Source organism: Actinomycetota bacterium (assembly GCA_014360655.1).
Lineage (GTDB): Bacteria > Actinomycetota > Geothermincolia > Geothermincolales > RBG-13-55-18 > JACIXC01.
This window is the reverse complement of the sequence record JACIXC010000001.1, coordinates 119,585-145,346: the sequence shown is the minus strand read 5'-3', so window position 1 is coordinate 145,346 and position 25,762 is coordinate 119,585. Positions and strand designations below refer to the sequence as shown.

22 protein-coding genes and 1 riboswitch are annotated in these 25,762 nt (G+C 68.0%); all 22 genes read left to right on the top strand.

Translation table 11 applies throughout. The annotated features are described in order from the left end of the window. Positions 1-16 precede the first annotated feature (16 nt). The 22 genes from H5T73_00570 to H5T73_00465 all read left to right on the top strand — a co-directional run bounded on the left by H5T73_00570 (position 17) and on the right by H5T73_00465 (position 25,674). On the top strand, positions 17-1,195 hold the full coding sequence (locus H5T73_00570; protein ID MBC7246260.1) for a thiolase family protein: 1,179 nt from the start codon (positions 17-19) through the stop codon (positions 1,193-1,195). Between the two features lie 354 nt (positions 1,196-1,549). Beyond that, a riboswitch (cobalamin riboswitch) is annotated at positions 1,550-1,726 on the top strand. A 170-nt stretch (positions 1,727-1,896) separates the two neighbouring features. Beyond that, the gene (cobU, locus tag H5T73_00565) at positions 1,897-2,466 is read left to right on the top strand and encodes a bifunctional adenosylcobinamide kinase/adenosylcobinamide-phosphate guanylyltransferase (protein MBC7246259.1); all 570 of its coding nucleotides are present in this window, start codon (positions 1,897-1,899) and stop codon (positions 2,464-2,466) included. Between the two features lie 203 nt (positions 2,467-2,669). Further along, on the top strand, positions 2,670-3,722 hold the full coding sequence (gene cobT, locus H5T73_00560; GenBank protein MBC7246258.1) for a nicotinate-nucleotide--dimethylbenzimidazole phosphoribosyltransferase: 1,053 nt from the start codon (positions 2,670-2,672) through the stop codon (positions 3,720-3,722). 227 nt (positions 3,723-3,949) lie between these two features. Continuing rightward, on the top strand, positions 3,950-4,816 hold the full coding sequence (gene cobS, locus H5T73_00555; GenBank protein MBC7246257.1) for an adenosylcobinamide-GDP ribazoletransferase: 867 nt from the start codon (positions 3,950-3,952) through the stop codon (positions 4,814-4,816). 1 nt (position 4,817) lies between these two features. Then, positions 4,818-5,774 carry a cobalamin biosynthesis protein CobD gene (cobD, locus tag H5T73_00550; GenBank protein MBC7246256.1) on the top strand — a complete coding sequence of 319 codons (957 nt, stop codon included), beginning with the start codon at positions 4,818-4,820 and terminating at the stop codon, positions 5,772-5,774. A gap of 160 nt (positions 5,775-5,934) precedes the next feature. Further along, positions 5,935-7,023, top strand: a complete 1,089-nt coding sequence (locus H5T73_00545) for a threonine-phosphate decarboxylase (protein ID MBC7246255.1) — start codon at positions 5,935-5,937, stop codon at positions 7,021-7,023. A gap of 149 nt (positions 7,024-7,172) precedes the next feature. After that, on the top strand, positions 7,173-8,105 hold the full coding sequence (locus H5T73_00540) for a cobalamin-binding protein (GenBank protein MBC7246254.1): 933 nt from the start codon (positions 7,173-7,175) through the stop codon (positions 8,103-8,105). A 259-nt stretch (positions 8,106-8,364) separates the two neighbouring features. Then, on the top strand, positions 8,365-9,438 hold the full coding sequence (locus H5T73_00535) for an iron ABC transporter permease (GenBank protein ID MBC7246253.1): 1,074 nt from the start codon (positions 8,365-8,367) through the stop codon (positions 9,436-9,438). A gap of 325 nt (positions 9,439-9,763) precedes the next feature. Beyond that, complete coding sequence (locus tag H5T73_00530; protein MBC7246252.1) at positions 9,764-11,095, top strand: ABC transporter ATP-binding protein; 1,332 nt, start codon at positions 9,764-9,766, stop codon at positions 11,093-11,095. Positions 11,096-11,252: 157 nt separating this feature from the next. Further along, positions 11,253-12,887, top strand: coding sequence for a cobyric acid synthase (locus H5T73_00525; GenBank protein MBC7246251.1), 1,635 nt, complete (start codon positions 11,253-11,255; stop codon positions 12,885-12,887). 235 nt (positions 12,888-13,122) lie between these two features. Continuing rightward, positions 13,123-14,304 carry a CapA family protein gene (locus tag H5T73_00520; GenBank protein ID MBC7246250.1) on the top strand — a complete coding sequence of 394 codons (1,182 nt, stop codon included), beginning with the start codon at positions 13,123-13,125 and terminating at the stop codon, positions 14,302-14,304. 443 nt (positions 14,305-14,747) lie between these two features. Further along, complete coding sequence (gene tilS, locus H5T73_00515; protein MBC7246249.1) at positions 14,748-16,163, top strand: tRNA lysidine(34) synthetase TilS; 1,416 nt, start codon at positions 14,748-14,750, stop codon at positions 16,161-16,163. Between the two features lie 136 nt (positions 16,164-16,299). After that, a complete protein-coding gene (locus H5T73_00510; GenBank protein ID MBC7246248.1) occupies positions 16,300-17,181 on the top strand; it encodes an amidohydrolase in 882 nt (293 codons plus the stop codon). Positions 17,182-17,208: 27 nt separating this feature from the next. Next, the gene (gene hpt, locus H5T73_00505; protein ID MBC7246247.1) at positions 17,209-17,730 is read left to right on the top strand and encodes a hypoxanthine phosphoribosyltransferase; all 522 of its coding nucleotides are present in this window, start codon (positions 17,209-17,211) and stop codon (positions 17,728-17,730) included. 207 nt (positions 17,731-17,937) lie between these two features. Continuing rightward, the gene (locus tag H5T73_00500) at positions 17,938-19,917 is read left to right on the top strand and encodes an ATP-dependent metallopeptidase FtsH/Yme1/Tma family protein (GenBank protein ID MBC7246246.1); all 1,980 of its coding nucleotides are present in this window, start codon (positions 17,938-17,940) and stop codon (positions 19,915-19,917) included. A 37-nt stretch (positions 19,918-19,954) separates the two neighbouring features. Continuing rightward, the gene (folE, locus tag H5T73_00495; GenBank protein MBC7246245.1) at positions 19,955-20,683 is read left to right on the top strand and encodes a GTP cyclohydrolase I FolE; all 729 of its coding nucleotides are present in this window, start codon (positions 19,955-19,957) and stop codon (positions 20,681-20,683) included. A 257-nt stretch (positions 20,684-20,940) separates the two neighbouring features. Further along, a complete protein-coding gene (gene folP / locus H5T73_00490; GenBank protein ID MBC7246244.1) occupies positions 20,941-22,167 on the top strand; it encodes a dihydropteroate synthase in 1,227 nt (408 codons plus the stop codon). A gap of 66 nt (positions 22,168-22,233) precedes the next feature. Further along, the gene (locus H5T73_00485; protein MBC7246243.1) at positions 22,234-22,914 is read left to right on the top strand and encodes a peptidylprolyl isomerase; all 681 of its coding nucleotides are present in this window, start codon (positions 22,234-22,236) and stop codon (positions 22,912-22,914) included. A gap of 100 nt (positions 22,915-23,014) precedes the next feature. Next, the gene (gene folB / locus H5T73_00480; protein MBC7246242.1) at positions 23,015-23,392 is read left to right on the top strand and encodes a dihydroneopterin aldolase; all 378 of its coding nucleotides are present in this window, start codon (positions 23,015-23,017) and stop codon (positions 23,390-23,392) included. After that, the gene (gene folK, locus H5T73_00475; protein ID MBC7246241.1) at positions 23,379-23,909 is read left to right on the top strand and encodes a 2-amino-4-hydroxy-6-hydroxymethyldihydropteridine diphosphokinase; all 531 of its coding nucleotides are present in this window, start codon (positions 23,379-23,381) and stop codon (positions 23,907-23,909) included. The genes folB and folK overlap by 14 nt, the downstream gene beginning before the upstream one ends. After that, complete coding sequence (locus H5T73_00470) at positions 23,893-24,780, top strand: DUF2520 domain-containing protein (GenBank protein ID MBC7246240.1); 888 nt, start codon at positions 23,893-23,895, stop codon at positions 24,778-24,780. The genes folK and H5T73_00470 overlap by 17 nt, the downstream gene beginning before the upstream one ends. Positions 24,781-24,825: 45 nt before the next feature. Then, positions 24,826-25,674 carry a pantoate--beta-alanine ligase gene (locus H5T73_00465; protein ID MBC7246239.1) on the top strand — a complete coding sequence of 283 codons (849 nt, stop codon included), beginning with the start codon at positions 24,826-24,828 and terminating at the stop codon, positions 25,672-25,674. Positions 25,675-25,762: the final 88 nt, after the last annotated feature.

Here is a 25,762-nt window from a genome sequence, read left to right as displayed (position 1 = left end):
ACGGAAGGAGGAAAAGATGGACGAGGTCTTCATAATCAGCGGTTGCCGCACGCCCGTGGGCAGGTTCGGTGGGAGCCTCAGGGACGTCATGCCCGCCGAGCTCGTCTCCATCGTCATCGGCGAGGCCGTCAGGCGCGCCGGGATCGCGCCGGATGCCGTGGACGAGATCATCTTCGGCCAGGTGGCGGACCGCTTCGACGAGCTGTGCATGCCGGTGCGACTGGGGTCCCTCAAGGCCGGCATCCCGTATACCGTCCCCTGCAACATGGTGGGCCGCGCCTGCGGTTCGGGGATGCAGGCGGTGGTGGACGCCACGCGGGCCATAAAGATGGGCGACTCCGGCGTGGTCATCGCCGGCGGCGTGGAGTGCATGAGCTCCATCCCCTACTACAACGACGACCTGCGCTGGGGCAGGCGCATGCGCAACAGCGTGATGAAGGACGGCCTCACGGACATCCTCACCGACCCCTACAACGGGCTGATCATGGGCCTCACAGCGGAGAACGTGGCGGAAAGATACAACGTATCCCGCGAGGACCAGGACGAGTACGCGCTCATGAGCCAGCGACGCGCCGCGGCGGCCATCGCGGAGGGGAAGTTCAGGGAGGAGATCGTTCCCGTGGAGGTGAAGACCCGCAAGGGCACGGCGGTCTTCGACACCGACGAGCATCCCCTGCCCGACACCACCCCGGAGAAGCTGGCCTCCCTCAAGCCGGCCTTCAAGGAAGGGGGGACGGTGACCGCGGGCAACGCCTCGGGAATAAACGACGGCGCCGCCGCCCTGGTGCTCGCTTCCGCGAGCCGGGCGCAGGAACTGGGGCTTCGGCCCATGGCCAGGGTTATCTCCTATTCCTACGTGGGCGTGGATCCCGACATCATGGGCATAGGGCCCGTTTACGCCGTGCCGGAAGCCCTGAAGAAAGCGGGCCTGCAGCTCGCGGACATCGATGTCATCGAGCTCAACGAGGCCTTCGCCGCGCAGGCGGTGGCCTGCATCCGGGAGCTGGGGCTGGACACGGAAAAGACCAACATCTACGGGAGCGGCATCGCCCTGGGCCACCCGGTGGGATGCACGGGGGCACGCATCCTGGTCACCCTCATGACCGCGCTGAAGGACAGGAACGGACGTTACGGCCTGGCCTCCCTCTGCTGCGGCGGCGGCCAGGGCATCGCCATGGTCATCGAGAGGATGTGACGTCGCAGCCTGAGCGGAAGGATGCGGCTCGGGAAAACCGTCTCGGTCGGGAAGGGCCGCCCCGGGGAAGGCTGCACCGGGGAAGCCGGTCCCCGTTTTAGGGAGCGTGCAACCCGGGTGGGCACGATCCAATGGGCACGATCCAACGGAAGGATGCCGTGTCGTGTCGGCGGGCGCTTTCCGGGTGGAAAAGTCGGGAGGCCACCCCGTCATCCTGGCAAAGCACGCTGATCCGGCAAAAGGAAAGGGATGATCTCCCCAACGTTCGATCTGGGCTATACGGTACCTCGTATAAGGTGGGTTGCCTACGCCCGGGGGGGATGATAGTATACTTCCGTTCGCACCTTGAGACAATCGCATAGCTGCCGTTCGGGTCCCTCGGGGCTAAGAGGGAAGCCGGTGAGAATCCGGCACGGTGGCGCCGCTGTGACTGGGGAGCGAGGCCCCGCAAGACCACTGACGAAAGTCGGGAAGGAGGGGCGGAGCGAAGATCCAGGAGTCAGAAGACCTGCCCGGACGGTGCCAGAGAGCTCTCCGCTCCAGGGAGAAACCTGGCGAGCAGGGAACCTGCCCCGCTCTTCCGGTCGGAGAGCGGGGTTTTCGTTTCGCAGAAGACCCGCCGGGGAGGCGGGGAGCGGGGATGCGCGGCGAAGGTCGCACGAGGAAGGAGCACGCCGGAAAGGCGAAGGGAGGATTCCTACATGGCGGGGAGGATGATACTGGTTCTCGGCGGGGCGCGCAGCGGCAAGAGCGGCTTCGCGCAGCGCCTCGCCGCGGAGATGGGCGGCGACGTCTCTTTCCTGGCCACCGCCGAGGCGGGGGACGGGGAGATGGAGGAGCGCATACTCCGCCACCGCAGGGACCGTCCCCGCGACTGGGAGACCCTGGAGCTGGCGGACGGGGTGCGCCTCGAGCCGCGGCCGCGCGAGGGCCGCGTGGTGCTCCTGGACTGCTTCACCGTGTACCTCTCCAACCTCATGGCGGCGCACGGGCTGGACTGGCCGGTGGAGGAGGAGGACGCCATGCCCGGGGAAGAGGTGGAGCGCAGGTCGCGGGAGATTGAGGAGGAAGCCCTCTCCCTGGTGGACGGGCTGCGGGAGGGCGCGCGGGCGCTCATCGTGGTCTCCAACGAGGTGGGCATGGGCGTGGTCCCCCCCTACCGGCTGGGGCGCATCTTCCGTGACACGGCCGGTAGGCTCAACCAGCGCCTGGCGGAGCGGGCGGACGAGGTCTACCTGGTGACGGCGGGCCTGCCGCTGCGGCTGAAATAGGGGCGCCGCAAGGCGGTGGCAGGGATACGGGCGTAGTGACGAAGGAGCGGGGATGGGGGACAGGGTTGGAGGCGTGGAAGGCAGGTGCGGCATCGGGAAACGACAGAGGCGGAAAAGCGAAAGAGCGAGAAAGCGGAAAGGCCGAATAGCGGCAAAGGAATATTCTGGAAATAAGCGGTCAGCGTACCCGTAGGAGGTAGATAATGGGAACCAGCGAGGCCGCCCCGGCCGCGGTGCCGGAGCTAGACCGGGAGGCGATGCGGGAGGCGCGCGAGCGCCAGGATCAGCTCACCAAGCCGCGAGGGTCCCTGGGGGTCCTGGAGGAGATCTCGGTGCGTTTGGCCGGGATCTACGGGGACCCCCGCCCTCTTCCCGGCCGCAAGGCGGTGATCGTCATGGCCGCCGACCACGGGGTCACCGAGGAGGGGGTGAGCCTCTACCCCGCGGAGGTCACCGCGCAGATGGTGCTGAACTTCCTCGCCGGCGGGGCGGCCATCAACGTGCTGGCCCGCCACGCGGGGGCCGAGGTGCGCGTGGTGGACATCGGGGTCAAGGTGCCGGTGCGGGGTGAGGGGCTCATCTCGCGCAAGGTGAGAGCCGGCACCGCCAACATGGCCCGCGGACCGGCCATGACGCGGGAGGAGGCCCTGCAGGCATTGCGGGTGGGCATGGAGGTGGCGCGGGCAGAGATAGAGCAAGGCGCGAGGGTGCTGGCGACTGGAGACATGGGCATCGGCAACACCACCGCCGCGAGCGCGGTAACCGCCTGCCTCTGCGGTCGCGATCCCGCGGAGGTCACCGGCCGCGGCACGGGGATCGACGACGCTGGGCTGGAGCGCAAGGTGGCGGTGGTGCGCATGGCTCTGGAGATCAACCGTCCCGACCCCCGCGACCCCCTGGACGTGCTCCACAAGGTAGGAGGCCTGGAGATCGCAGGCATAGCCGGGGTTATGCTCGCCGCGGCCGCCGACCGCGTCCCCGTGCTGGTGGACGGCTTCATCTCCGGTGCGGGGGCCCTGGTCGCCGCGGGACTGCAGCCCGGGGCGAGGGATTACATGATCGCCTCCCACCTGTCGGTGGAGAGAGGCCATGCGGTGCAGCTGGAGAGGCTGGGCCTGCACCCCGTCATCCGCGCCAACATGAGGCTGGGGGAGGGGACGGGGGCCGCCCTGGCCTTCTTCATCGTGGACGCCGCGATGAGGATACTGGACGAGATGGCCACCTTCGCGGAGGCGGGCGTCTCCGGGCCGGAGTGAGGAGGTTGCGGGGATAAGGGTCCGGACGGGAGGCACGGAAAGGCGTGAAAGGAAGGGACGGAAGCGGCACACCCCGGGTCTCCGGGGCGGGACGGGCTTCCCGCCCGGCGCCGGGCACGGGGAAAAGAAGGAGAGAACAGGCACGGCAGAGCGCTTCATGGTAATTTATGGTAATCAGCGTATTACGACGACCTGCGCGTACGGCGCGCGGAGACGGGGGCGGGACCATGCGGGTCGATAAGGGTGAACCGGGTAACGACCGTGCAGGGAGGATGCGCGCCGCACGGCCGCTGCTTGCCGCCGCGACGGCCCTCCGCTTCCTGACTGCGCTTCCGCTGCCGGGGGCGTCGCACGGAGGCGAGGGGGAACTGGCCGCAGCGGTCGCCTGGTTTCCGCTGGCGGGCGCGGTCCTGGGGGGAGCGCTGGTGGCCACGGATTGGGCCTGCGGGCGCGCCTTTCCCCGCGTGTCCCACTTCCTCTCCGCCGCTCTGGTCCTCGCCGTCTATGCCCTCTTCACGGGCGGGCTGCACCACGACGGTCTCATGGATGCCGCGGACGCCTTCTGGGGACGGAGGTCACGGGAGGAGAGGCTGCGCATCATGAAGGACTCGCGGGTGGGGGCACTGGGGGTGACGGCCCTGGTGCTGGTGCTCCTGGTCGAGCTGGCGGCCCTCTACGCCCTGCCGTCGCGGCTGGACGGCGCGGGCGGGAGGTTCCGCTGGGCGGTCCTGCTCTCCTTCCCGGTGGCGGGGAGATGGGTCATGTCCTACCTCTGCGTGCGTTTCCCCTACGCCAGGGAGGAGGGGACGGGAGCCGCCATGGTGAAGAAGTCACGGGCGGCGCACCTGGCATGGGCCGGCGCGCTGGCCCTGGCGGTTTTGGCCGCCGCCTTCGCCCTGCTGGCAAGGATTCCCATGATGGTACCGGTGATCGCGCTTTTTTCGCTGGCCTTGGCCGAACTCCTGGGGGGTTATTTCCACCGCTCCCTGGGTGGGGTCACCGGGGACGTGATCGGGGCCACGGGCTTCCTCTGCGAGGCCTGCGTGCTCCTGCTCTGCGCCAGTCGCGTCCCCCTGCTGCTAAAGGGAGGGTGATATGCGCCCGGCCAGGCCGCTGAAGATCGCCGCCGCCTACCTGCTGGACGCCCTGTGGGGCGATCCGCGGGGTTATCCGCACCCGGTGCGCGCCATGGGAGCCTGCATCGGTTTTCTTGACCGCGCGATGATACCCGCGGACCGCGCGGGGGAGAGGGCGCGGCGGGCGGGCTGCGCCCTGACGGGCATGGTGGTGGCGGGGTCGTGGCTCTGCGCCCGTGCCCTGCTCTCCCTGCCGGGCGGGACGTGGCTGGAGACCCTCGTGCTCTACACCTGCCTGGCCAGGAAGGATCTGGAAGGAAGCGCCCTGCGCGTGGCGGAGGCGCTGGAGGCGGGGGACCTCCCCCGCGCCCGCCGTCTCCTGGGGGACCTGGTGGGCCGCGACACGGAGGTCCTGGACGGGCATGGCGTCTGCCGGGCGGCGGTGGAGTCGGTGGCGGAGAACTACGTGGACGGCGTGCTTGCGCCCCTCCTCTGGATGGCCCTGGGCGGCGCGCCGGCGGCCACGGCCTTCAAGGCGGCGTCCACCCTGGATTCCATGCTCGGCCACCGCGACGAGAGGCATCTCGTGCCCGGATGGTGCAGCGCGCGCCTGGACGACCTTTTCGTCTTCCCCGCTGCCCGGATGTCCATCCCGCTTGTCTCCGCGGCCGCCTTCCTCTGCGGCCTGGACGGCCGCGAGGCGTGGAGGACGGGATGGAGGTACCGCCTGTGCCACGAGAGCCCGAACAGCGCCCACCCCGAGGCCGCCTTCGCGGGGGCGCTCGGGGTCGGCCTGGGGGGGCGGGACACCTACCGGGGGAAGGTCCGCGTGCTGCCCGAGATAGGGGAGGGGACGCGCGGGCTTACGCCGCGCCACGTGCGGGAGGCGGTGAGGCTGCTCAACGCAGCCTCGCACCTGGGTCTTCTCCTGGCCCTTCTCCTCGCGACGGTTTCGGAACGGGGAGGGAGAGGGTGATGCATCACTGTCGGGGAAAGGAAGAGTACACGCACAGCGCTTTTCCGGGGCAGCGAACGGGGGAGGAAAAGTCACCGCATCGCCACCGGAGGGAGGAGGCGCCTCGCAGGGCGCCATCCCGTGGGCCATCCCGAGACGGGGGACGAGGAGGGAGCGGAAGATGAAATATCCCGCGCACGGGGGGGACCTGCGCTGGGCGGCGGACCGTTACGGCCTGCGCCCCGAGGAATTCCTGGATTTCAGCGCCAACGTGAACCCGCTGGGTACCCCTCGCGGCGCGCTGGAGGCGGCGCGGCGGGCCCTGCGCGGGCTGCCCGCCTACCCCGAGCCGCAGGCGGAGTCTCTCAGGGCGGAGCTCGCGGGCTTCCTGGGGAAGGACCCTTCCCTCCTCACGCTGGGAAACGGCTCCACGGAGCTCATCCACAACCTGGCGCGGGCGCTTGCGCCGCGCCGGGTGCTGGTGGTGGCGCCGGCTTTCACGGAGTACGCGCGGGCGGCGGAGCTGGCGGGGGCGAGGGTGGCGCATCACCTCCTTTCCCCCGCGGACGGTTTCCGTCTGCGCGCGGAGGAGCTGGCGCGCGAGGCGGCGCGGGCGGATGCGGTCTTTTTCTGCAACCCCGCCAGCCCCACGGGCGCCCTTTACCGGAGGGACGAGCTCCTTCCCCTGCTCGAGGCATGCCGACGCATGGGTGTCTTCCTGGCGGTTGACGAGAGCTTCATGGGTTTCTGCGCGCAGGAGGAGGCGGCGGAGTGCAGCCTTCTCGAGATGGCCGGCGGGGAGGGGCTGGCGGTGTTTTCCACCTTCACCAAGCTCTACGCCCTCGCCGGCCTGCGGGGACCGGGATGGCTGGCGGGACCGCGTGGGCTGGTCGCGGGCCTGGAGGAGAGCGGCATCCCCTGGAGGGTGAACGCGGTGGCCGCGGCGGCGGCGCGCGCCTGCCTCGCTGATGCGGGGTACTTGCGCCGCACGCGCGAGGCGGTGCGGAGGTGGAGAGACGAGCTCTCGGTGAAGCTGGAAAAGACCGGTATTTTCCAGGTGTTTCCATCCCATGCCAACTACCTGCTGCTGCGCGCGAGGGCGGGTGCGGCGGCGGCAGGCGAGCTGGTGGAAAGGCTGGGAAGGAGGGGGATACTGGTACGCCCCTGCGGCGATTTCGCGGGACTCGACGGGAGCTTCCTCCGCGTGGCGGTGCGCCGCCCGGGCGATAACCGCAGGTTGCTGGATGCCCTGCGGGAGACGTCCCCCTGACCGTTCGCCCCGGGACAGGCGCGGAAGCGCGGCCTTGCCCCGGAAAGGCCGGCAAAGGCGGGAGCAGGCGGAAAAGGAAGTAAAAAAACGAGGAACGGGGAGACAAAAAGGAAGGAACCAAGGGAAAAGGAGAGAAGGAGGGATAGCACTTGAGACGCAGAAGTGTCGGAACGGGAACGGCGGCCGTCCTGGTCGCCCTGCTGCTGTCCCTGGCCCTGGCGGCCGGGTGCGGCGGAACGGGAGAGAAAGCCGGGGAAGCGCGCCCCACGGTCTTCGTCGACGACCTGGGCCGGGAGGTGGAGATCGCCGCGGTGCCGCAGAGCATCGTCTCCATCGCCCCCTCCTGCACCGAGATCCTCTTCGCCCTGGGGCTGGGGGACAGGGTGGCGGGGGTCACGGAATACTGCGACTACCCCGAGGAGGCCAAGGCGAAGCCCAAGATCGGCACCTTCACCACCCCCAACCTGGAGGCCATCCTGGCGCTCGACCCCGACCTGGTGCTGGCCACCGGGGGGGTGCAGGCGGAGGTGCTGGGGCGCATGGAGGAACTGGGCCTCACCGTGTTCGCCGTCAACCCCGGGACATTCGCGCAGACGGTGGATGACATCCGCCTCATCGGGCAGATAACAGGCGCGAGCGGGGAGGCGGAGCGCATAGCGGAGGACATGGAGCGCCGCGCGGAGGCCGTCGCCGCCCGCGTGCGCGAGAAGGAGGCGGCGGGCGAGAAGCGGCCGCGCGTCTTCTACGAGATATACTATGAGAACAACGTGTGGACGGCGGGGAGGAGCAGCATCATCTCCGACCTCGTGTCCCTGGCGGGCGGCGAGAACCTGGGGGACGTGGAGGACAGCGACTACTACGAGTTCAGCGTGGAGCGGCTCATGGCGGAGAACCCCCAGGTCTACCTGGTGGGAAGCGGCTCCATGTTCGAGCCGGGCGACATCACCAAACGCCCCGGGTGGGACCGCATGGACGCGGTGCGCGAGAAGAGGGTCCACGTCATCGACGAGGACCTCGTCTACCGCACCGGCCCACGGCTCATCGAGGGCCTGGAGGCGATCCACCGCGCCATTTATCCCTGACCTTTCCCGGTGATCGGCGTTATCATGGTTCCGGCGGCGGAGGGCTCCGCCGCCGGACCGCATGGCCGGTGGAGGAAAGGCAGGCCCTCGGCGCGCGCTCGGGAAGGAGGCGATGCTGCGTTGGCGCCATGCGCCGATCTGCGGGCCTCGCGGGAACGGGCGCGGGCGGCAGGGTGGAGAGGGCGCGGGCGGCAGGAACGTGTCGGGTCGCCGGGAAAGCCCTTCAAGGTATGGCGATTTTGGAGTGAACAGGAAAATAATGGAAGGAACCCTCACGGTCTCCCAACGGCTGGCGGCGCTGCAGCGGCGGCGCGCCGCGGTGCTCGTCGCCCTGGGGCTGGTCCTTCTCCTGGTGGTGGTGGTCGCCGTGGCCCTCGGGGCGGTGAGCGTACCCCTGCTCACCACGGCCAGGATCATCCTCAAGCGCCTGCCGCTACTGGGCCGCCTGGTGGGCGTAACCTGGACGCCCACGGAGGAGACCATCATCATCTCCGTGCGCCTACCCCGCGTCGTGCTCGCCCTCCTGGTGGGCATGGGGCTGGCGGTGGCCGGGGCCATCTTCCAGGGGCTCTTCCGTAACCCCATGGCCGACCCGAGCATCATCGGCTCCTCCCAGGGGGCGGCGCTGGGCGCCACCATCGCCTTCTTCTTCGGGATAAAGGCGGGATGGGGAGGGCTGAGCGCCGTACCCCTCTTCGCCTTCGCCGGGTCGCTGGGAGCGGTGATCGTGGTGTACCTCATCGCCCGTTCCGGGGGCAGGGTCTCCATCTCCTCCCTGCTCCTGGTGGGTATCGCGCTCTCCTCCTTCCTGGCCTCCATCGTCTCCCTGCTCATGGTGGTGAGCGAGGACCGCATGCACAACATCTTCTTCTGGCTCATGGGGGGGCTGGGGACAGGCAACTGGGACATGGTCGTCGCCGTCCTGCCCTTCGTGCTGGTGGGGTCGGCTGTGAGCATCCTCTACGGCAAGGACCTCAACCTGTTACTGCTGGGTGAGGAGCGCGCCGCCCAGTTGGGGCTGGAGGTGGAGCGGTTCAAGTGGCTGATGATAGGCGTGGCCTCGCTGGTGGTGGGGGCGGCGGTCTCCGTCTCCGGGATCATCGGCTTCGTGGGACTCATGACCCCGCACATCGTGCGCCTTCTCACCGGGCCCGACCACCGGTACCTGGTGCCCGGGTCCCTCCTGGGGGGAGGGCTGTTCCTGGTGCTCGCGGACACCCTGGCGCGCACGGTCATCGCCCCCAACGAGCTCCCGGTGGGCATCGTGACCGCGTTTTTCGGGGCCCCGTTCTTCATCTACCTGCTCAAGCGGAGGAGGCGCGCGGTCTTATGATGGAATGAAGGAGTTAAGGATGCTGCGCGTGCGCGGGGCGGGGAAAAGACCGCGTGCGCGGGGCGGGGAAAAGGCGTCTCAAGGCGGGAACCATCAGGGGCCGCCCGGCTGAGACGGTGAATGGGGACGAGGCGGGAAAAGGAAGACGTTGGAAGGAGTCGGGAAGAGGATGCATCGCGAAGGTGACGGGAAGAAGCAAGAAGGGGGCCCGGGAGGAGGATCATCCGGCGGGTTTCGCGGGAGACGCTTTGGCCGCCGGAGCGCGGGGACCGCGGAGGGCCGAGCGGGCCTGGCGCGGGCAAGGAGATAGCGAGGAGGTCCTCTTTTGCGCGCATGGAAGACCCTGGAAGCGCGGGAGGTGCACGCCGCCTACGGCGGAGAGGACGTGGTGGACGGCCTCGACCTGACGGTGCGGTCCGGGGATTTCATCGGCATCCTGGGGCCCAACGGCTCGGGGAAGACCAGCTTCCTCAGGGCGCTTTCCCGCGCCCTGCGGCCGAGGGAGGGGATGGTGCTCCTGGGGGGAGAGGACATCTATTCCCTGCCGGCGAAGAGCGTGGCCAGGGACCTGGCCATGGTCCCCCAGGAAGCGAACGTCTCCTTCGCCTTCACCGCCCTGGAGGTGGTGCTCATGGGGCGGAATCCCCACCTGGGGCGCCTGCAGGGCGTCGGGCCCCGCGACCTTGAGGCGGCCAGGCTGGCCATGGAGAGGGCCAACGTCTGGCACCTCGCGGACCGCCCCGTGACCGAGCTCTCGGGAGGGGAACGCCAGCGTGTGGTCATCGCCCAGGCCCTGGCCCAGGAGACCGGCTTGTTGCTCCTGGACGAGCCCACCCAGCACCTGGACATCAACCACCAGCTCTCCCTACTCGCTTTGCTCGCCGCCATGTGCGAGGAGGGCCTGGCCGTGATCATGGTCATGCACGACGTCAACCTGGCCTCGCAGTACTGCCGGGAATTGATCATCCTGCGCCGCGGCAGGGAGTTCGCGCGCGGAACGCCGGCCGAGGTGCTCACCCCCGCCAACCTCAGGGAGGTCTTCGGGGTGGAGGCCATCGTCACCCGGCACGCGGTCACCGAGAAGCCCCACGTCATCTTCCTGCCCGTCTCCGAGGGCGCCCGCTTCACCGGCCCGCGCGTGCACCTGGTCTGCGGGGGTGCGAGCGGCGCCTCCCTCATGCGGGAGCTGCTGGAGGCGGGATGCTACGTCTCCGCCGGGGTCCTCAACCTGGGGGACGGGGACGAGGAGGTGGGGAGGGCCCTGGGCTTGCGCCTGGTCACCGAGGCGCCCTTCTCCCGCATTTCCCAGGAGGCGCATGCGGCGAACCTGGAGGCGATGCGGGAGGCGGACGCGGTGGTGGTCACCGACCTGCACGTGGGGCCCGGCAACCTGGTCAACCTGGAGGCCGCCCTGCAGGCGCTGCTCTGGGGGAAGAAGGTCTTCCTCTACTCCCCCACGCCCATCGCGGAGCGGGACCACACGGGAGGCGCGGCCTCGCGGGCGTACCGGCGCCTGGTGGAGGAAGGCGCTGTGGAGTTGCGGGACAGGGGCGCGCTCGCCGAGGCGCTCATGCGCGTGGAAAGTGACCCCATCGGGGGAGCCGGCGCGGGAAGGGGAGCGAGCGATGGCGAAAAGGACGGCGGGGAAGGGGAATAGCCGGGTGCGACCGTTCGGACGTCGTATGAGCGGAAGCCAGGACGACGAAGGGCGTTTACCCGAAGGGCGTTTTTCGAGGCGGGGAAGCCGGCGGCGCCGCTTTCGCCGCGAAGGATGACGGCAGCTGCCGACGGCGCCGGATAATGGCGGGTAGTACATGGTAAGAGCCGGTAATGGCCAAGGGGAAAGGTTGGACGGGAAACGTCTTGCGGCGCGTTGCCTGATGGTCCAGGGGACCTCCTCCCACGTGGGAAAGAGCGTGCTGGTGGCGGCACTGTGCCGCATCTTCGCCCGGGACGGGTGGCGGGTGGCGCCCTTCAAGTCCCAGAACATGTCCCTCAATTCGTACGTCACGGATGAGGGAGGGGAGATGGGGAGGGCCCAGGTGCTGCAGGCGCAGGCGGCCGGCGTGCGCCCCCATACCGACATGAACCCCCTCCTGCTCAAGCCCGCCTCCGGGGGGCGGGTACAGGTGGTCCTCGAGGGCAGGGCCGTGGGTCACCTCGACGCGATGGCTTACCGTGAGCGGGTGCGGGATCTCCTCCCCCGCGTCCTCGCGGCGCTCGGGAGGCTGCGCGCAACGCATGACATCGTGGTCATGGAGGGGGCGGGCAGCCCGGCCGAGGTGAACCTGAAAGAGGGGGATATCGCCAACATGCACATGGCCAGGGAGGCCGACGCGCCGGTGATACTGGTGGGGGATATCGATCGCGGCGGGGTGTTCGCCTCCCTGGTGGGGACCCTGGAGCTCCTGGAGCCGTGGGAGAGGGAACTGGTGCGCGGGCTGGTGATAAACAAGTTCCGCGGCGAGAGGGAATTCCTGGGAGACGGCCTGCGCTGGCTGGAGGAAAGGACCGGCAAGGCCGTGCTCGGGGTCATACCCTACCTCGAGGACCTCGCCCTCGAAGAGGAGGACTCCGTCGCAGTGGAGGCCGCGCGTCGCCGCGGAGCGGGCCGGGAGGAGGGACCCGGCTGCCTGGATATCGCCGTGCTGAGGTTGCCGTATATTTCTAATACCACGGATTTCCAGCCGCTGGAGGCGGAAACCGGCGTCAGGGTGCGCTACGTGGCGCGCGCTTCCGACCTGGGAGTCCCCGATGCCGTCGTCATCCCGGGCAGCAAGGACACCGCGAGCGACCTCTCCTTCCTCGAGGAGAGCGGCCTGGCCGCGGCGACGGTGCGCCTGGCCTCCTGGAGGGTCCCCGTGGTGGGCATCTGCGGTGGTTACCAGATGCTGGGGAGAAGCATCAGCGATCCCGGTGGAGTGGAAGGAAATGCCGCGCGCAGGGAGGGACTGGGCCTGCTGCCCGTGGATACGGTGATGGCGCGCCGCAAGAGCACGCACCTCGTGAAGGCGGTGGCGAGGAAGGAGGTGCCATGGCTGGGATTGGGCCCCTCGCGGCCGCCGCTTTACGGGTACGAGATCCACATGGGGCGTACACGCGTGGAAGGCGAGGCGCCCCTCCTCATCGTGGAGCGCGGCGGCTCGGCGGCACGGGTGGAGGATGGGGCGGTGCACGGGGAACTCCCGGTTTTCGGCTGCTACCTGCACGGGCTCTTCGAGAACCGCTTCCTGAGAGAGGCCTTCCTCGACTTCCTGCGCGGGAGGAGGGGGATGGAGCCCGTGGGCGTGGGGGAGGACTGGTCGCGGCAGCGGGAAGGACAGCTCGACCTCCTGGCCGACGAGGTGCGCGCGGCGCTGGACGTGGACGGGATCTACTCCATGCTGGGAATGGAAAGGCCCGGCCGTGGCGCGGGGAGGTCGGTGCGGCGGGGCGCCCGCCGGCAGTGAAGTCAGTAGCACGCGGGCGGGGCCGCCCCCGTGGGGGATCTTCCGCGGGCCGCATCCAGGGGGAATCCATGGCGGGGAAGCCCCGCCGGGGAAGCATCCCAGGGGAGGCTCCCACGGGAAAAAGGAGGCGGTTTTGCGTTATCATTGATGGGGAAGGCGGCCTTTCGCGGTCCCGTAAGCGGACTGGCGTAGTGGGGAAAGGGCCGGGCGGGCCGGCGGGAGAAGGGAGCGAGGGTTGACGGCGGGGAGGAGGACGGCCAGGAGCCGGTTGCAGAGGCGCATAGCCCGCAGGCAGGCGGTCTTTCTCGCCACTTCCTGTTTGTGCCTGTTCCTCCTCGTTTTCCTCGTTTTCATGGCCACCTCCCGGAAGGAGGGGGGAGGGGAGACCGTGACCCGGGGACAGGTGGCGCTGCCGCAGGAGCCGGACGGGACCGGGGAGGATACGGCGGCCCCGGGAAGTATCACCCTGGCGCTGGGGGGTGATGTTGCTTTCTGCCTGGGGGTGGAGGACCTCGTGGCGGGAGGGCGGGAAGCCTACCCGTGGGAGGGGATATCGTCACTGCTGCGGGACTACGATTTCACGGTGGTCAACCTGGAAGGGCCGCTGTGCCGCCCGGGACAGGCCAACCCCGACCAGGACGCGAGCTTCATGCGCGGCGATGCCGCCTGCGCGCCCCCCATGGCGGAAGCCGGGGTGGACGCGGTGTGCCTGGCCAACGACCATGTCATGGACTACGGTTCCCCCGGGCTCGAGCAGACCTTGAACATACTGCACGGGGTGGGGGTCTCCTCGGTGGGAGCGGGGCCATCGTTGCAGGCGGCCGAGCAGCCCCTGGTGCTGAAGGGAAAGGACGGCACGCGCCTCGCCCTCCTTGCCTTCTGCGACGTGGCGCCGGCTTCCTACGGCGCGGGTGAATCCACGCCGGGGATAGCCTGCGCGGATCCCGCCCGCGTAAGTGAGGCGGTCGCGAGGGCGGTCGCGGAGAACCCCTACGTCGTGGTCTTCCTCCACTGGGGCGAGGTGGGTTGCGCGGAGGTGAGTCCTCGACAGAGGGAACTGGCGGAGCTGTGCGCGGGAGCGGGCGCCGACCTGGTGGTGGGATGCCACCCCCACCTGGTGCAGGGAGCGGAGATGGTCGAGGGAACCCCCGTCTTCTATTCCCTGGGAAACCTGGTGTTCTCGCCCCGGAGCGAGGAGGGGAAAAGGGGGATACTGCTGGGTTGTCGTTTCTCGGGAGGGGAGCTGGCGGGCGTGGAGATCCAACCCCTGCTGGTCGAGGACGGCAGGCCCCGCCTGCTGCCGCGCGAGGAGGCGGAGGGCTTCCTCGCCGCATTCATGGCGGCCTCTCCCGGGATGCCCCTTCGCGTTGCCGGGCGTGCCGGTTCCGCCGTTCTCATGATGGGGAGCGGGAACTGAGCCGGCCGCGGTAACCGACGGCGGTCGCCTCCCCGTCACCGTTTCGAGAAAACCCCTTCGTGGCGCCGGGTATCGGGCGTGCGGCCCCTGGTACGCGGACTGCGTCGCGTTCTGATGACGTTCTGATGAGGATGATCGGAAGATCACGAACGCATGGTGAGGTAATGGGATAATGGGATAATAATTGTTGACAAGAGAACACCTTGACTGAGCGATAAGGAGACAGTCTACGCAAGGGGGCGTAAGGGGACAGTCCACGTAAGGGGGCGGGCTACATAAATGAACGGAGTACGTGAGGGAACGGAGGGCGGCTCACCGCTGTCGCCGGGGGCCCGCGTCGCGGGACCGGCCTGCGGGGCGCCCCGTTCTTCACGCGAGGCGGTTTGCCCCCGCGGGTTGCCCTGCGGGGCCGGCCGAGCGGAACGGGGGATGGGAGGCGGACCTTGCGCTGGGAGAAAGAGCGTTTCGCCGTCATACACAGGGTGAGCATGACGCTGCGCCGCTGGTCCATGTTGCGGCCAGGCGACCGGGTGGTGGTGGCCGTGTCCGGTGGGGCCGACTCCCTGGTGCTCCTCGACGTGCTGAACGAGCTCGCCCCGCTGGAGGGTGTGACCCTCACCGTTCTGCACGTTGACCACGGCCTGCGCCCGCGGTCCGGTGAGGAGGCCGCTTTCGTGGAGGAGGTGGCCGCGCGTTACCGGCTCCCATTCCACGCGGAGAAGGTGGACGTGCCGGCGCGGGAGAGTGGCATGAGCCCCGAGGAAGCCGCGCGCGAGGCGCGTTACCGCGCCTTCGCAAGGGAGATGGAGCGCACGGGAGCGCAGGGCCTGGCCACCGGCCATACCGCGGACGACCGCGTGGAGACCGTGCTCCTGCGCCTTTTCGCGGGCGCGGGCCCCGGGGGGCTGGGCGGCATACCTCCGCGGCGGGACCGCTATATCCGGCCACTGATCGAGGTCTGGAGGCGGGAGATCGAGGCTTACGTTCCCTTCCTGCCCTTCACGCCGTTGCAGGATCCCACCAACCGCGATCTTGCCGTACCCCGCAACTACGTGAGGCATGTGCTCCTGCCGTTCCTGGAGGAGAGATACCCGGCGGTGAGGCGGGTGCTCCTGCGCGAGGCCGAGGCGCTGCGCGAGGTGGGCGAGCTCCTCGAAGGCCTCGCGGTGGAGGCGGAGGGAGAGCTGCTCGTGGAGAGCAGGCAGGGCGTGGAGGTCGCGCTCGAGCCCCTGCTCTCCCTTCACCCCGCCGTACGGAGACAGGTCCTGGCCCGATTGCTGCGGCGCGCCGGCGTGGAGCCTGATTGCCATATTATGGAAAATATCACGGAGCTTGCGGGGGCGGCCGGCGGCTGCGCCTCCCTTGACGTGGGAGGCGACAAGGTGTTGCGGCGCGAGTACGGACGCCTGGTGCTGGCCGATCGGGAAGTCACGGAGCCGGCGACGGGAGGAACGGCGCCGGGCGAGTTGCTCGTCACGGGCGAGGGGCGTTATCCCTTGCCGGAAGAGGGCGCGGAACTGCACCTTACCGTAAGGCCGCGCAGCGGCCCGCCCCGCCTGCCCGGGAGAGAGGAACGCCTGACCGCAGTCCTGGACGCCGACCTCCTTTCCTTCCCCCTCAAGGTGAGATGCGTGAGGCCGGGGGACCGCTTTCATCCCCTGGGGGCCCCGGGCATGCGCAAGCTGCAGGATTTCCTGGTGGACTGCAAGGTGCCGCGCGGCGCGAGGGGCCGCGTGCGGGTGCTGGAATGCGGACGCGGCATCGCCTGGGTGATCGGCCATCGCATCGACGACCGCTTCAAGGTCACCGGCGACACGCGGCGTCTGGCCGTGATACGCATAGAAGCCGCTTCCAAGTGAGGGGGCCGGGGCGTCGGGGCAGGCATGAAAGCGGGCTGACCCCGCTTCTTGCCGTGGGGATAATTTCATTTCGTGGGGATATAATTCTATGTGGAGGAGACGGCACGGCCGAGAGGTATCCGGAAAGGGGTGCGCGATGATCATCGATTGCCACATGCATTACGACGCCGAGATGTTTCCCGCGGAGAGGATGCTCGCCGCCATGGACAGGCATGGCATCGACAGGACGGCCCTCATCGCTACCATGGTCGAGCCCTTCACCCTGCGCAACAGGGTGAAACGCCTGAGCAACGCGTTCCTCAGGTACAACCTTCTCTATCTGAACCCGCTGGGGCGCTTCATGTACCACGCCTTTCTCATCGACAGCAAGGGGTACTTTCATATCCTCTGGGACAAGTACCGCATCATCGAAAGGCCGGACAACGCCGAGGTGGCCGCGGTGGTTGAGAAATACCCCGACAGGTTCTACGGCTGGGTCTTCGTAAACCCGGCAGCGGACGGGGACCCGGTGCGGGAGATCGAGAGGTGGATGGAGCGGCCGGGGATGGTTGGGGTCAAGGCCCATCCCTTCTGGCACCGCTACGCGGTGGAGAAGCTGGACCCGGTGGCTGAATGGTGCCGCGACAACGGGCGTCCGCTGCTCGTGCACCTAGGTTCGAGAAAGGGCAGCGGCGATTACCGAAGGCTTCCGGAGAGATACCGGGGCGTGAGGATCGTCTATGCCCACGCCGGGATTCCCTATTACAGGGAACTGTGGGCCTATATCAGGGACAGGGAGGGCCTCTTCGTCGACCTTTCCAGCCCGTACCTGGACCGCAACCTCGTGAGGAAGGCGGTGGATTTCCTGGGAGCGGAAAAATGCCTCTACGGCACCGACGGCCCTTACGGCGAGCAGCGCCCGGGCGAGGATTACGATTACGGGTGGATCAAGGGCCGGATAGAATCCCTGCCCCTGTCCGAACGCGAGCGGGAGATGATCTTCCACGCCAACTTCGAGGCCGTCTGCGGGCTGGGATAAAAGGGCCCACGCCTTTATAATCGAAGCATGAAGGCGCTCATCACCCGGGAGGAGATCCATTCCCGGGTAAGGGAGATGGCGGAGCAGATAACCCGCGATTACCGGGACCGCGACCTGGTCATGGTGGGGGTGCTCAAGGGCGCCTTCGTTTTCATGGCCGACCTCACACGCCAGGTCGACCTTCCCCTGGAGGTGGACTTCGTCGCCGTATCGAGCTACGGCAAGGACACCAAGTCCTCCGGGGTGGTGCGCATCGTCAAGGACCTCGACCTGGACATCGGGGGAAGGGATGTCCTCCTGGTGGAGGACATCGTGGATACCGGCCTCACCCTGAGTTACATCGCGGACATGTTGCGGCAGAGAAAGCCCTCCTCGCTCGAGATATGCGCCTTGCTCAACAAGCCGGAGGCGCGTAAGGTGGACCTGGAGGTAAAGTACTGCGGCTTTGACATCCCCATGGTCTTCGTGGTGGGTTACGGCCTGGACCACGCGGAACGTTACCGCCATCTTCCCTTCGTGGGTGTGCTGGAGGAGGCGGGTTCGGAATAGCGGCTGCGGGGCGCCGGGCTCACCTTGCGCGGAAATATGCCGACATTATAGTAAGGGTCGAGGATGCATATCAGGGGGTCCCGTCGGCGGCCGGGATAACATGGGTGGTTAGAGGCGGCGGACGGGGAGAGAAAGCCCTTGGTCGGGGAGGGAAAGCGCGGTGAAAGACGGAGAGGAAAGCGTGGAAGAAAGGAGAGCGGGCGGGAATTGAACCCCGGAAACAAGAAAGTATGGCGCACGGCCATCTTCTACCTGGTCATAGCCTTCGTGATCATCCTGGTGTGGACCAAGTCCCCCAGCATCTTCGGGACCAAGAAGACGCACGACCTGAGCTGGTTCGAGGACAAGCTGGCGGCGGGGGAGATCGCTACCCTGACCATCAAGGACAAGGACCACGTGGTGGTGGGCACCCTGCAGGGAGGCGAGGAGTTCGAGGTCAACTTCCCGGCGGACTACACCAGCGACCTGGTTAACAAGATAAACGATTACCGTGCAAGGGCCACGTCGGGAAGCGCCGAGGAGATGCAGAAGTACGCCTCCTACCGCAACCTCGAGGTAAAGGTGGACAACCAGGGAGGGTTCGATTTCCTGGGTATCGTGCTCAACCTGCTGCCCTTCCTGCTCATCGTGGTGCTCTTCTTCTTCCTCTTCCAGCAGATGCAGGGAGGGGGGAGCAAGGTGATGTCCTTCGGCAAGAGCCGCGCCAAGCTGATGAGCAAGGACCAGCCGCGGGTCACCTTCAAGGACGTGGCCGGGGTGGACGAGGCGGTGGAGGAGCTGCGCGAGATCCGGGACTTCCTGGCCAACCCCGCCAAGTTCCAGGCCCTGGGGGCGAAGATCCCCAAGGGCGTGCTCCTCTACGGGCCGCCCGGGTCGGGGAAGACCCTGCTGGCAAAGGCGGTGGCGGGCGAGGCCGGGGTGCCGTTCTTCTCCATCTCGGGCTCCGATTTCGTGGAGATGTTCGTGGGCGTCGGCGCCTCCCGCGTGCGCGACCTATTCGAGCAGGCCAAGGCCTCCGCCCCCGCCATCGTCTTCGTGGACGAGATCGATGCCGTGGGCAGGCACCGCGGGGCGGGCCTGGGCGGAGGGCACGACGAGCGCGAGCAGACCCTCAACCAGCTCCTGGTGGAGATGGACGGCTTCGACACCAAGACCGGCGTCATCCTCATCGCCGCCACCAACCGGCCCGACATACTGGACCCGGCGCTGCTGCGCCCGGGCAGGTTCGACCGCCAGATCGTGGTGGACCGGCCCGACCTGCAGGGGCGCATCGACATCCTCAAGGTACACACGCGGGACAAGCCCCTGGCGGAAGACGTGGACCTGGAGGTGCTGGCGCGGCGCACGCCCGGCTTCACGGGCGCGGACCTGGCCAACCTGGTCAACGAGGCCGCCCTGCTGGCCGCCCGCCACGGCAAGAAGAAGCTGGACATGGAGGAGATGGAGGAGGCCATCGACCGCGTGGTGGCCGGCCCGGAACGGCGCACCCGCCTCATCAGCGACAAGGAGAAGGAGATCATCGCCTACCACGAGGCCGGGCACGCCCTGGTGGCCCACGAGCTTCCCAACGCCGACCCCGTGCACAAGATATCCATCATCCCGCGCGGCCAGGCGCTCGGTTACACCCTCACCCTGCCCACCGAGGACAAGTACCTGGTGACCAAGTCGGAGCTGGTGGACGAGCTGGCCATGCTGCTGGGCGGGCGCGTGGCGGAGGAGATGGTCTTCGGGGAGCTCACCACCGGCGACCAGAACGACATCGAGAAGGCCACCAAGCTCGCCCGCAAGATGGTGTGCGAGTTCGGCATGAGCGAGAAGCTGGGGCCCCTCACCCTGGGACAGAAGCAGGGCGAGGTGTTCCTGGGAAGGGACCTTGTGACCCACCAGGACTACAGCGACCACGTCGCCTACGAGATCGACCGCGAGGTGAGGCGCCTCGTGGACGAGGCCTACGCGCGCGCCGGGGTCATCTTGAGCGAGAACAGGGCGAAGCTGGACAACATCGCGAGGGCCCTCATCGAGCGCGAGACGCTGGAGAAGGAAGAGCTCGTCGCCCTGCTCGAGGGAAGGGAGCTGGCGCCGCAGGGCGGGGGCGAGGCCGCCGAGGCGGAGGTCCCCTCCACGGTGAAGGACGAGTCCAGGGCCCCCTCCCCCTTCCGGGGAAAGCCCCTCCCGCAGCCGGAGTGACGCGCGCCGCCCCGGCGCCGGGCACGCGCACGGCGTGATGCTCGGCGACCACCCGCTTCCCGCCGGATCACCCGGATATCCTTGCCGCGCACCGCCGCGGGAGCGCATCTTTCCCCGGTCCTTGCCGCGGCCCCTGCCGCGGAGGTTCCCGCGGCACGTTTGCGATATAATAGGCGGGAAAATCCCGAAGGAGGTGGCCGTGGACAGGGAAAAGATAAAGCAGGGCGTGCGCTTGATCCTGGAGGGGATCGGGGAGGACCTGGAACGCGAGGGCTTGCTTGACACCCCGGAGCGCGTGGCCAAGATGTACGAGGAGATCCTCTGCGGCATGGACGTCGATCCCATCAGCGTCATCCAGGCCATGTTCACCGAGGAGCACGAGGAGATGATCGTGGTCAAGGACATCCCGCTCTATTCCATATGCGAGCACCACATGATGCCCTTCCTGGGCAAGGCCCACGTGGCCTACATCCCCGGTCCCGAGGGGCAGATCACCGGCATCAGCAAGCTGGCCAGGGTGGTGGACGTCCTTTCCAAGCGCCTGCAGGTGCAGGAGCGGTTGACCACCACCATCGCGGACACGCTGGTCAAGGCCCTGCGCCCCCGCGGGGTGCTGGTGGTCATCGAGGCGGAGCACCTCTGCATGTCCATGCGGGGGGTCAAGAAGCCCGGGACCCTTACCATCACCTCGGCGGTGAGGGGGACCTTCCACACCAACGCCGCCTCCCGGGCGGAGGCCATGTCCCTCATCCGCCAGAAGAGCTGAGGCGAGACGCGGCCTTTCGCCGTGCGGGGTTTTTCGTGGTAGTGAAGGAGAGGGAGTCCGCGGAGGGGGCAGCGTTCCGCCTGCAGCAGGACGGGATGGCCCGCGGCCTCCGGGTTCTCACCGCGAGGTCGGCGTTGTATGGTAAATCATGGAAGGAAATGATCGCGGCGGCGAGGTGGTGGAGCGAGACATAACCCGCGCCTTTTACGGGCGGGATAAGAACGAGGGGATGAAAACAAACGACCCGGGGTGGTGAAGTGAGATACAATCCGCGCCTGCTCCAGGTGCGCGACATGCGGGAGGCCTTTGCCCGCCTGGACGAGATCGCGCCCAGCGACAGGGGGCGCGCCATCATGGCGCCCAAGCTGGTGCACAGGGTGGTGCGCGTGGACGGTTTGGACGCGCGTGCGGCGAACATCCTCAAGCAGAACATGCTCGCGCTGGGGGGCGAGGTGAGCCTGCCCCGCGATGTTTTCGACTACGGGAATAAGGATGTCCCGGCGCTCATCTCGGGGACCCTCAAGCACTTCCGCCTGCTCGTGGCCAGGCTGAAGGAGCAGCCCTTCGGCCTCAAGGCCCTTGCCGCGGAACTGGAGGAGGTGCTGGGGCTCACCCGGCAGCAGGGCGAGAGGGTGCTGAAACTGGGGGGCAGGGAATACCGCCTGGACGAGAGGACCCTGGTCATGGGCGTGGTCAACGTCACGCCCGATTCCTTTTCCGATGGCGGGAGGTTCTTCGAGCATCGGGCCGCCGTGGAGCACGGGCTGCGCCTGGTGGAGGAGGGGGCGGACATCCTCGACGTGGGAGGCGAGTCCACGCGGCCAGGCTCCGACTTCATATCCCTCGACGAGGAGCTGCGCCGCGTCATGCCGGTGGTGGAGGGATTGGCGGAGCGCGCCGGGGTCCCGGTCTCCATCGACACCACCAAGGCGGAGGTGGCCCGCCGCGCCCTCGATGCCGGCTGCGCCATGGTCAATGACATCAGCGCCATGCGCCTGGATGCGGAGATGCTTCCCCTGGTGGTGGAGAGGAGGGTGCCGTTCTGCCTCATGCACATGCAGGGCTTGCCCAAGGACATGCAGGCACAGCCCCATTACGAGGACGTGGTGGGAGAGATCGCCGCCTTCCTGCGCGAGAGGGCGGAGGCGGCGGTGCAGGCGGGCGCCGATCCCGCCGCCGTCATCGTGGACCCCGGTATAGGCTTCGGCAAGACCCTCCGGCATAACCTGGAGATAGTGAGGAGGCTGCCGGAGCTGAAGTCCCTCGGCTACACGCTGCTGCTCGGCACCTCCCGCAAGTCCTTCATCGGCATGATCCTCGACCTGCCCGTGGAGGAGAGGCTTGAGGGCACGGCGGCCAGCGTCGCCCTGGGGGTGGCGGGAGGCGCGGACATCGTGCGCGTGCACGACGTCAGGGAGATGGTTCGCGTGGTGCGGGTCGCCGACGCCCTTGTGGGCAAGGGGGAGTTACCCGGAAACGATTGACATATGATCAGGACCCGCACGGAAGTCCGGAGACACGTCCCGGGAAGGAGCGAGGGAGGAGCGCAAGTGGGTAGAGCCCAGAAGCTCAAGCAGCAGAGGAAGGAGGAAGAGGCCAGGCGCCGCAAGGAGGAAAAGAAGGAGCTGCTGCGCCGCGTGATGATGATCGTCTTCTTCATCGCGGCCATCGGCATCACCGTGGCCCTGGTGCTGCTGGTGAACCACCTCAAGAAGGAGGAAGCGGGCCCAAAGGTCACCTCCAGGCTGGTGCTGGAGACCAGCAAGGGCGAGATAGTCATAGGCCTTTACGGCAACGAGGCGCCGCTCACCGTGCAGCACGTGAGCGACCTGGCGAGCCGGGGTTTCTACGACGGCCTCCTCTGGTACAGGGTGGAGGACTTCGTGGTGCAGACCGGCAGCCACTACCAGTCCCTCATGGCCGCGTACGGGGAGTCGGAACCGGACCAGGCGGCACTCCAGGAGGCCATGGCGAAGGACCAGGAAGTAACGCCGGTTCAGGACGAGACAGGCCTCTCCAACCTGCGCGGGATGGTAGGTATGTACAAGCCCACGGACCCCCAGACGCAGCAGCCGCAGGCGGATTCCGCCACCACCGACTTCTACATCCTCAAGCAGGACGCGGTGGGCCTGGACGCCTACTTCACCGTCTTCGGCAAGGTCATCAAGGGCATGGAAGTGGTGGACTCCCTGGAGAGCACGGACACCCTGACGGCGGCGAGGATAGAGTGAGCGCGGGACCCAGTGCGGATTCCGCCGCAGGGAGGCGGCCGCGAGGGCGGGCTGCCCGCCGCGCGGGCCGGATGTTATGATGTGGAACGAGGGGAGAGGCATGAAACGCACGGCAAAGGTCGTCGTCAGCGGGCTGCGTGCCTTCGCCTACCATGGCTGCACGCCGCGGGAGCGCGAGCGGGGCCAGGTCTTCCTCGTGGACATCGAGCTGGAATACGACGCCGACGCGGCCGTACGCGAGGACGACCTCTCCCGGGCCGTGGATTACGACGCGCTTGCGGGCGATGTTCACGCCATCGTCACCGGTGACCGTCACGATCTAATCGAGACCCTGGCCGCCAGGATAGGCGAACACATCATGGAAAAAACTTCCGCCATCTCCGCGCTGGTGCGCGTGCGCAAGCCGGAAGCCCCCATGAGATGCGAGGTGGGGGAGGTGGCGGTGGAGATGTCCTTCGGGCGCGATGAGCGGTCCTGAGCGACACCGGGTATACCTGGGATTGGGGAGCAACCTCGGGGACCGCAGGGAGAACCTCCTCGCGGCGCTGAGGCTTCTGCAGGCCAAACCGGGGGTGAGGGTGAGCGAGGTCTCCTCCCTCTACGAGAGCGAGCCCTGGGGTTTCCTGGAACAGCCCCCTTTCCTCAACATGGTGGCCCTGGTCATCACCGAGCGAGACCCCAGGGGTATGCTGGAGGCCTGCCGGGAGGTGGAGGATGCCCTGGGCAGGGTGCGGGACGTGAGGTGGGGCCCGCGGGTTATCGACGTGGACATCCTGCTTTATGATGACCTGGAGTGGGACGAGGAGGACCTGGTGATACCGCATCCGCTCATGCATGAGCGGGACTTCGTTACCGTTCCCCTGGCGGAACTGCGCGGGAGGCAGGGCGGAAACGCCCCCGCGGGCGACGGCGACACGTGTCCGGGAGGAGGAGAGGGCGGGCTCCGATGGTTCGGGAGGTTCGAGGAGGAGGAATGGCATGGCGAAGAGGGCTGACCGGTTCGTGATCATCGGCGGGGGCAGGGTGGGGACCGCGGTCGGCCACCTCCTGCAGCGGCGCGGCGAGGACGTCAGGGCCGTGGCCTGTCGCAGCGAGGAATCCCTGGCGCGGGCCGCCGCTTACCTTCGCGACGTCTCTCTCACCACCGACGTGGTGAAGGCGGCGAAGAAGGGCAACGTCCTCGTCATCACCACCCCCGACGACCTCATCGCCGATACCTGCCTCACCCTGAGCAGCGCCGGCGCGGTGGGTAGGGGGGACCACGTGGTGCACATGAGCGGGGCCCTGGGGCTGGACGTGTTGAGGGCGGCGGAGGAACGGGGCGCGAGCGTGGCCTGCGTACACCCCCTGCAGACCTTCGCGGACGTGCGGGGTGCGGTTAAAAGGATGCCCGGTTCCGTCTTCGCGGTGACGGCGCGCGATGCCGGGACCGTCGCCTGGGCGGAGTCGCTGGTGCGCAGGTTGGGCGGCGAACCGGTTTACCTCGAGGAGAAGGATAAGGTCCTCTACCATATAGGGGCGGTGGTGGCCAGCAACCTGCTGGTGGCCCTCGAGCACGCCGCGGAGCTGGTGTACCAGGAGATCGGCATGGAGGGCGGGCGGGCCCTCAAGGCCCTTCTACCCCTTGTCGAGGGCACCGTGGACAACCTGCGCCGCCTGGGGACGGAAAAAGCGTTGACGGGCCCGGTGGCCCGGGGGGATATAGGCGTGCTGCGAAGGCACCTGGAGTTCATGCAGGGGGAGGGGAGAGAACAGCTCATGCGGGTCTACGTCTCCCTGAGCCGCTACGCCCTCGACCTGGCCGAGGCGGACCTGAGCCGCTCCCGCTGCGAGGAGATCGCCGAGCTCCTGGAGCATTACGCCTGAGGTATGGAAGGATATGGAAAGTCTCGCGAGGCAGGGAGGACGCGGGTGAGGGTGATCGCCTCGCCGCGGGAGATGAGGAACCTGGTGCTGGACCACCGCGCCGGGGGAGAGACGGTGGGCCTCGTGCCCACCATGGGCTTCTTCCACGCCGGCCATCTTTCCCTCATGAAGGCCGCGCGCGCGGAAAACGATCGCGTGGTGGTGAGCCTCTTCGTGAACCCCACGCAATTCGCGCCGGGAGAGGACCTGGAGGATTACCCGCGCGACCTCGCCCGCGACGCGAGGATGGCCGAGGAGGTGGGCGTGGATTATATCTTCCACCCCGGCGTGGAAGATATGTACCCGCAACCCTACCTGTCCTACGTGGAAGTGGAGGGGATCACGGAGGGCTTGTGCGGCGCGTCGCGACCGGGGCATTTCCGCGGCGTGGCCACGGTGGTCGCCAAGCTCTTCCATATCGTCCCCGCCCAGCGCGCCTACTTCGGCCTCAAGGACGCGCAGCAGGTGCGCGTCATCCAGAAGATGGTAGAGGACCTCAACTTCGACATCGACATCGTGGTCTGCCCCACCGTGCGTGAGGAGGACGGGCTGGCCATGAGCTCGCGCAACATCTACCTGGGTGAGGAGGAGCGGAAGGCCGCCACCGCCATCTACCGCTCCCTGCGGCTGGCCGAGGAGATGGCGCGGGAGGGGGAGAGGGACGCCGCCGCCGTGCTGGCCGCCGTGCGAAGGGTGCTGGAGGGGGAGCCCCTGGTGCGGCCGGAATACGTGGAGGCGGTGGACTGGACGGACCTGCGCCCGGTCGCGGAGATGAGAGGCAGGGTGCTCATCGCCGTGGCGGCGCGCGTGGGCAGGGCGCGCCTCATTGACAACGTCCTCCTGGACCTCTCCTGAACGCGGTTAAACCGCGAGACGCGACACGCCGATCCATTGAACGGCGGGGTGGTGGCGCGCCTGAAAAGGAGCGGCGTTTATGTTATAT

Excerpts from the sequence above, each read along its gene's own strand:
- H5T73_00570 (MBC7246260.1), top strand. The coding sequence starts at position 17 with ATGGACGAGGTCTTCATAATCAGCGGTTGCCGCACGCCCGTGGGCAGG.
- cobU (MBC7246259.1), top strand. The coding sequence starts at position 1,897 with ATGGCGGGGAGGATGATACTGGTTCTCGGCGGGGCGCGCAGCGGCAAG.
- cobT (MBC7246258.1), top strand. The coding sequence starts at position 2,670 with ATGGGAACCAGCGAGGCCGCCCCGGCCGCGGTGCCGGAGCTAGACCGG.
- cobS (MBC7246257.1), top strand. The coding sequence starts at position 3,950 with ATGCGGGTCGATAAGGGTGAACCGGGTAACGACCGTGCAGGGAGGATG.
- cobD (MBC7246256.1), top strand. The coding sequence starts at position 4,818 with ATGCGCCCGGCCAGGCCGCTGAAGATCGCCGCCGCCTACCTGCTGGAC.
- H5T73_00545 (MBC7246255.1), top strand. The coding sequence starts at position 5,935 with ATGAAATATCCCGCGCACGGGGGGGACCTGCGCTGGGCGGCGGACCGT.
- H5T73_00535 (MBC7246253.1), top strand. The coding sequence starts at position 8,365 with ATGGAAGGAACCCTCACGGTCTCCCAACGGCTGGCGGCGCTGCAGCGG.
- H5T73_00525 (MBC7246251.1), top strand. The coding sequence starts at position 11,253 with ATGGTAAGAGCCGGTAATGGCCAAGGGGAAAGGTTGGACGGGAAACGT.
- H5T73_00510 (MBC7246248.1), top strand. The coding sequence starts at position 16,300 with ATGATCATCGATTGCCACATGCATTACGACGCCGAGATGTTTCCCGCG.
- hpt (MBC7246247.1), top strand. The coding sequence starts at position 17,209 with ATGAAGGCGCTCATCACCCGGGAGGAGATCCATTCCCGGGTAAGGGAG.
- folE (MBC7246245.1), top strand. The coding sequence starts at position 19,955 with ATGCTCGGCGACCACCCGCTTCCCGCCGGATCACCCGGATATCCTTGC.
- folB (MBC7246242.1), top strand. The coding sequence starts at position 23,015 with ATGAAACGCACGGCAAAGGTCGTCGTCAGCGGGCTGCGTGCCTTCGCC.
- folK (MBC7246241.1), top strand. The coding sequence starts at position 23,379 with ATGAGCGGTCCTGAGCGACACCGGGTATACCTGGGATTGGGGAGCAAC.
- H5T73_00470 (MBC7246240.1), top strand. The coding sequence starts at position 23,893 with ATGGCGAAGAGGGCTGACCGGTTCGTGATCATCGGCGGGGGCAGGGTG.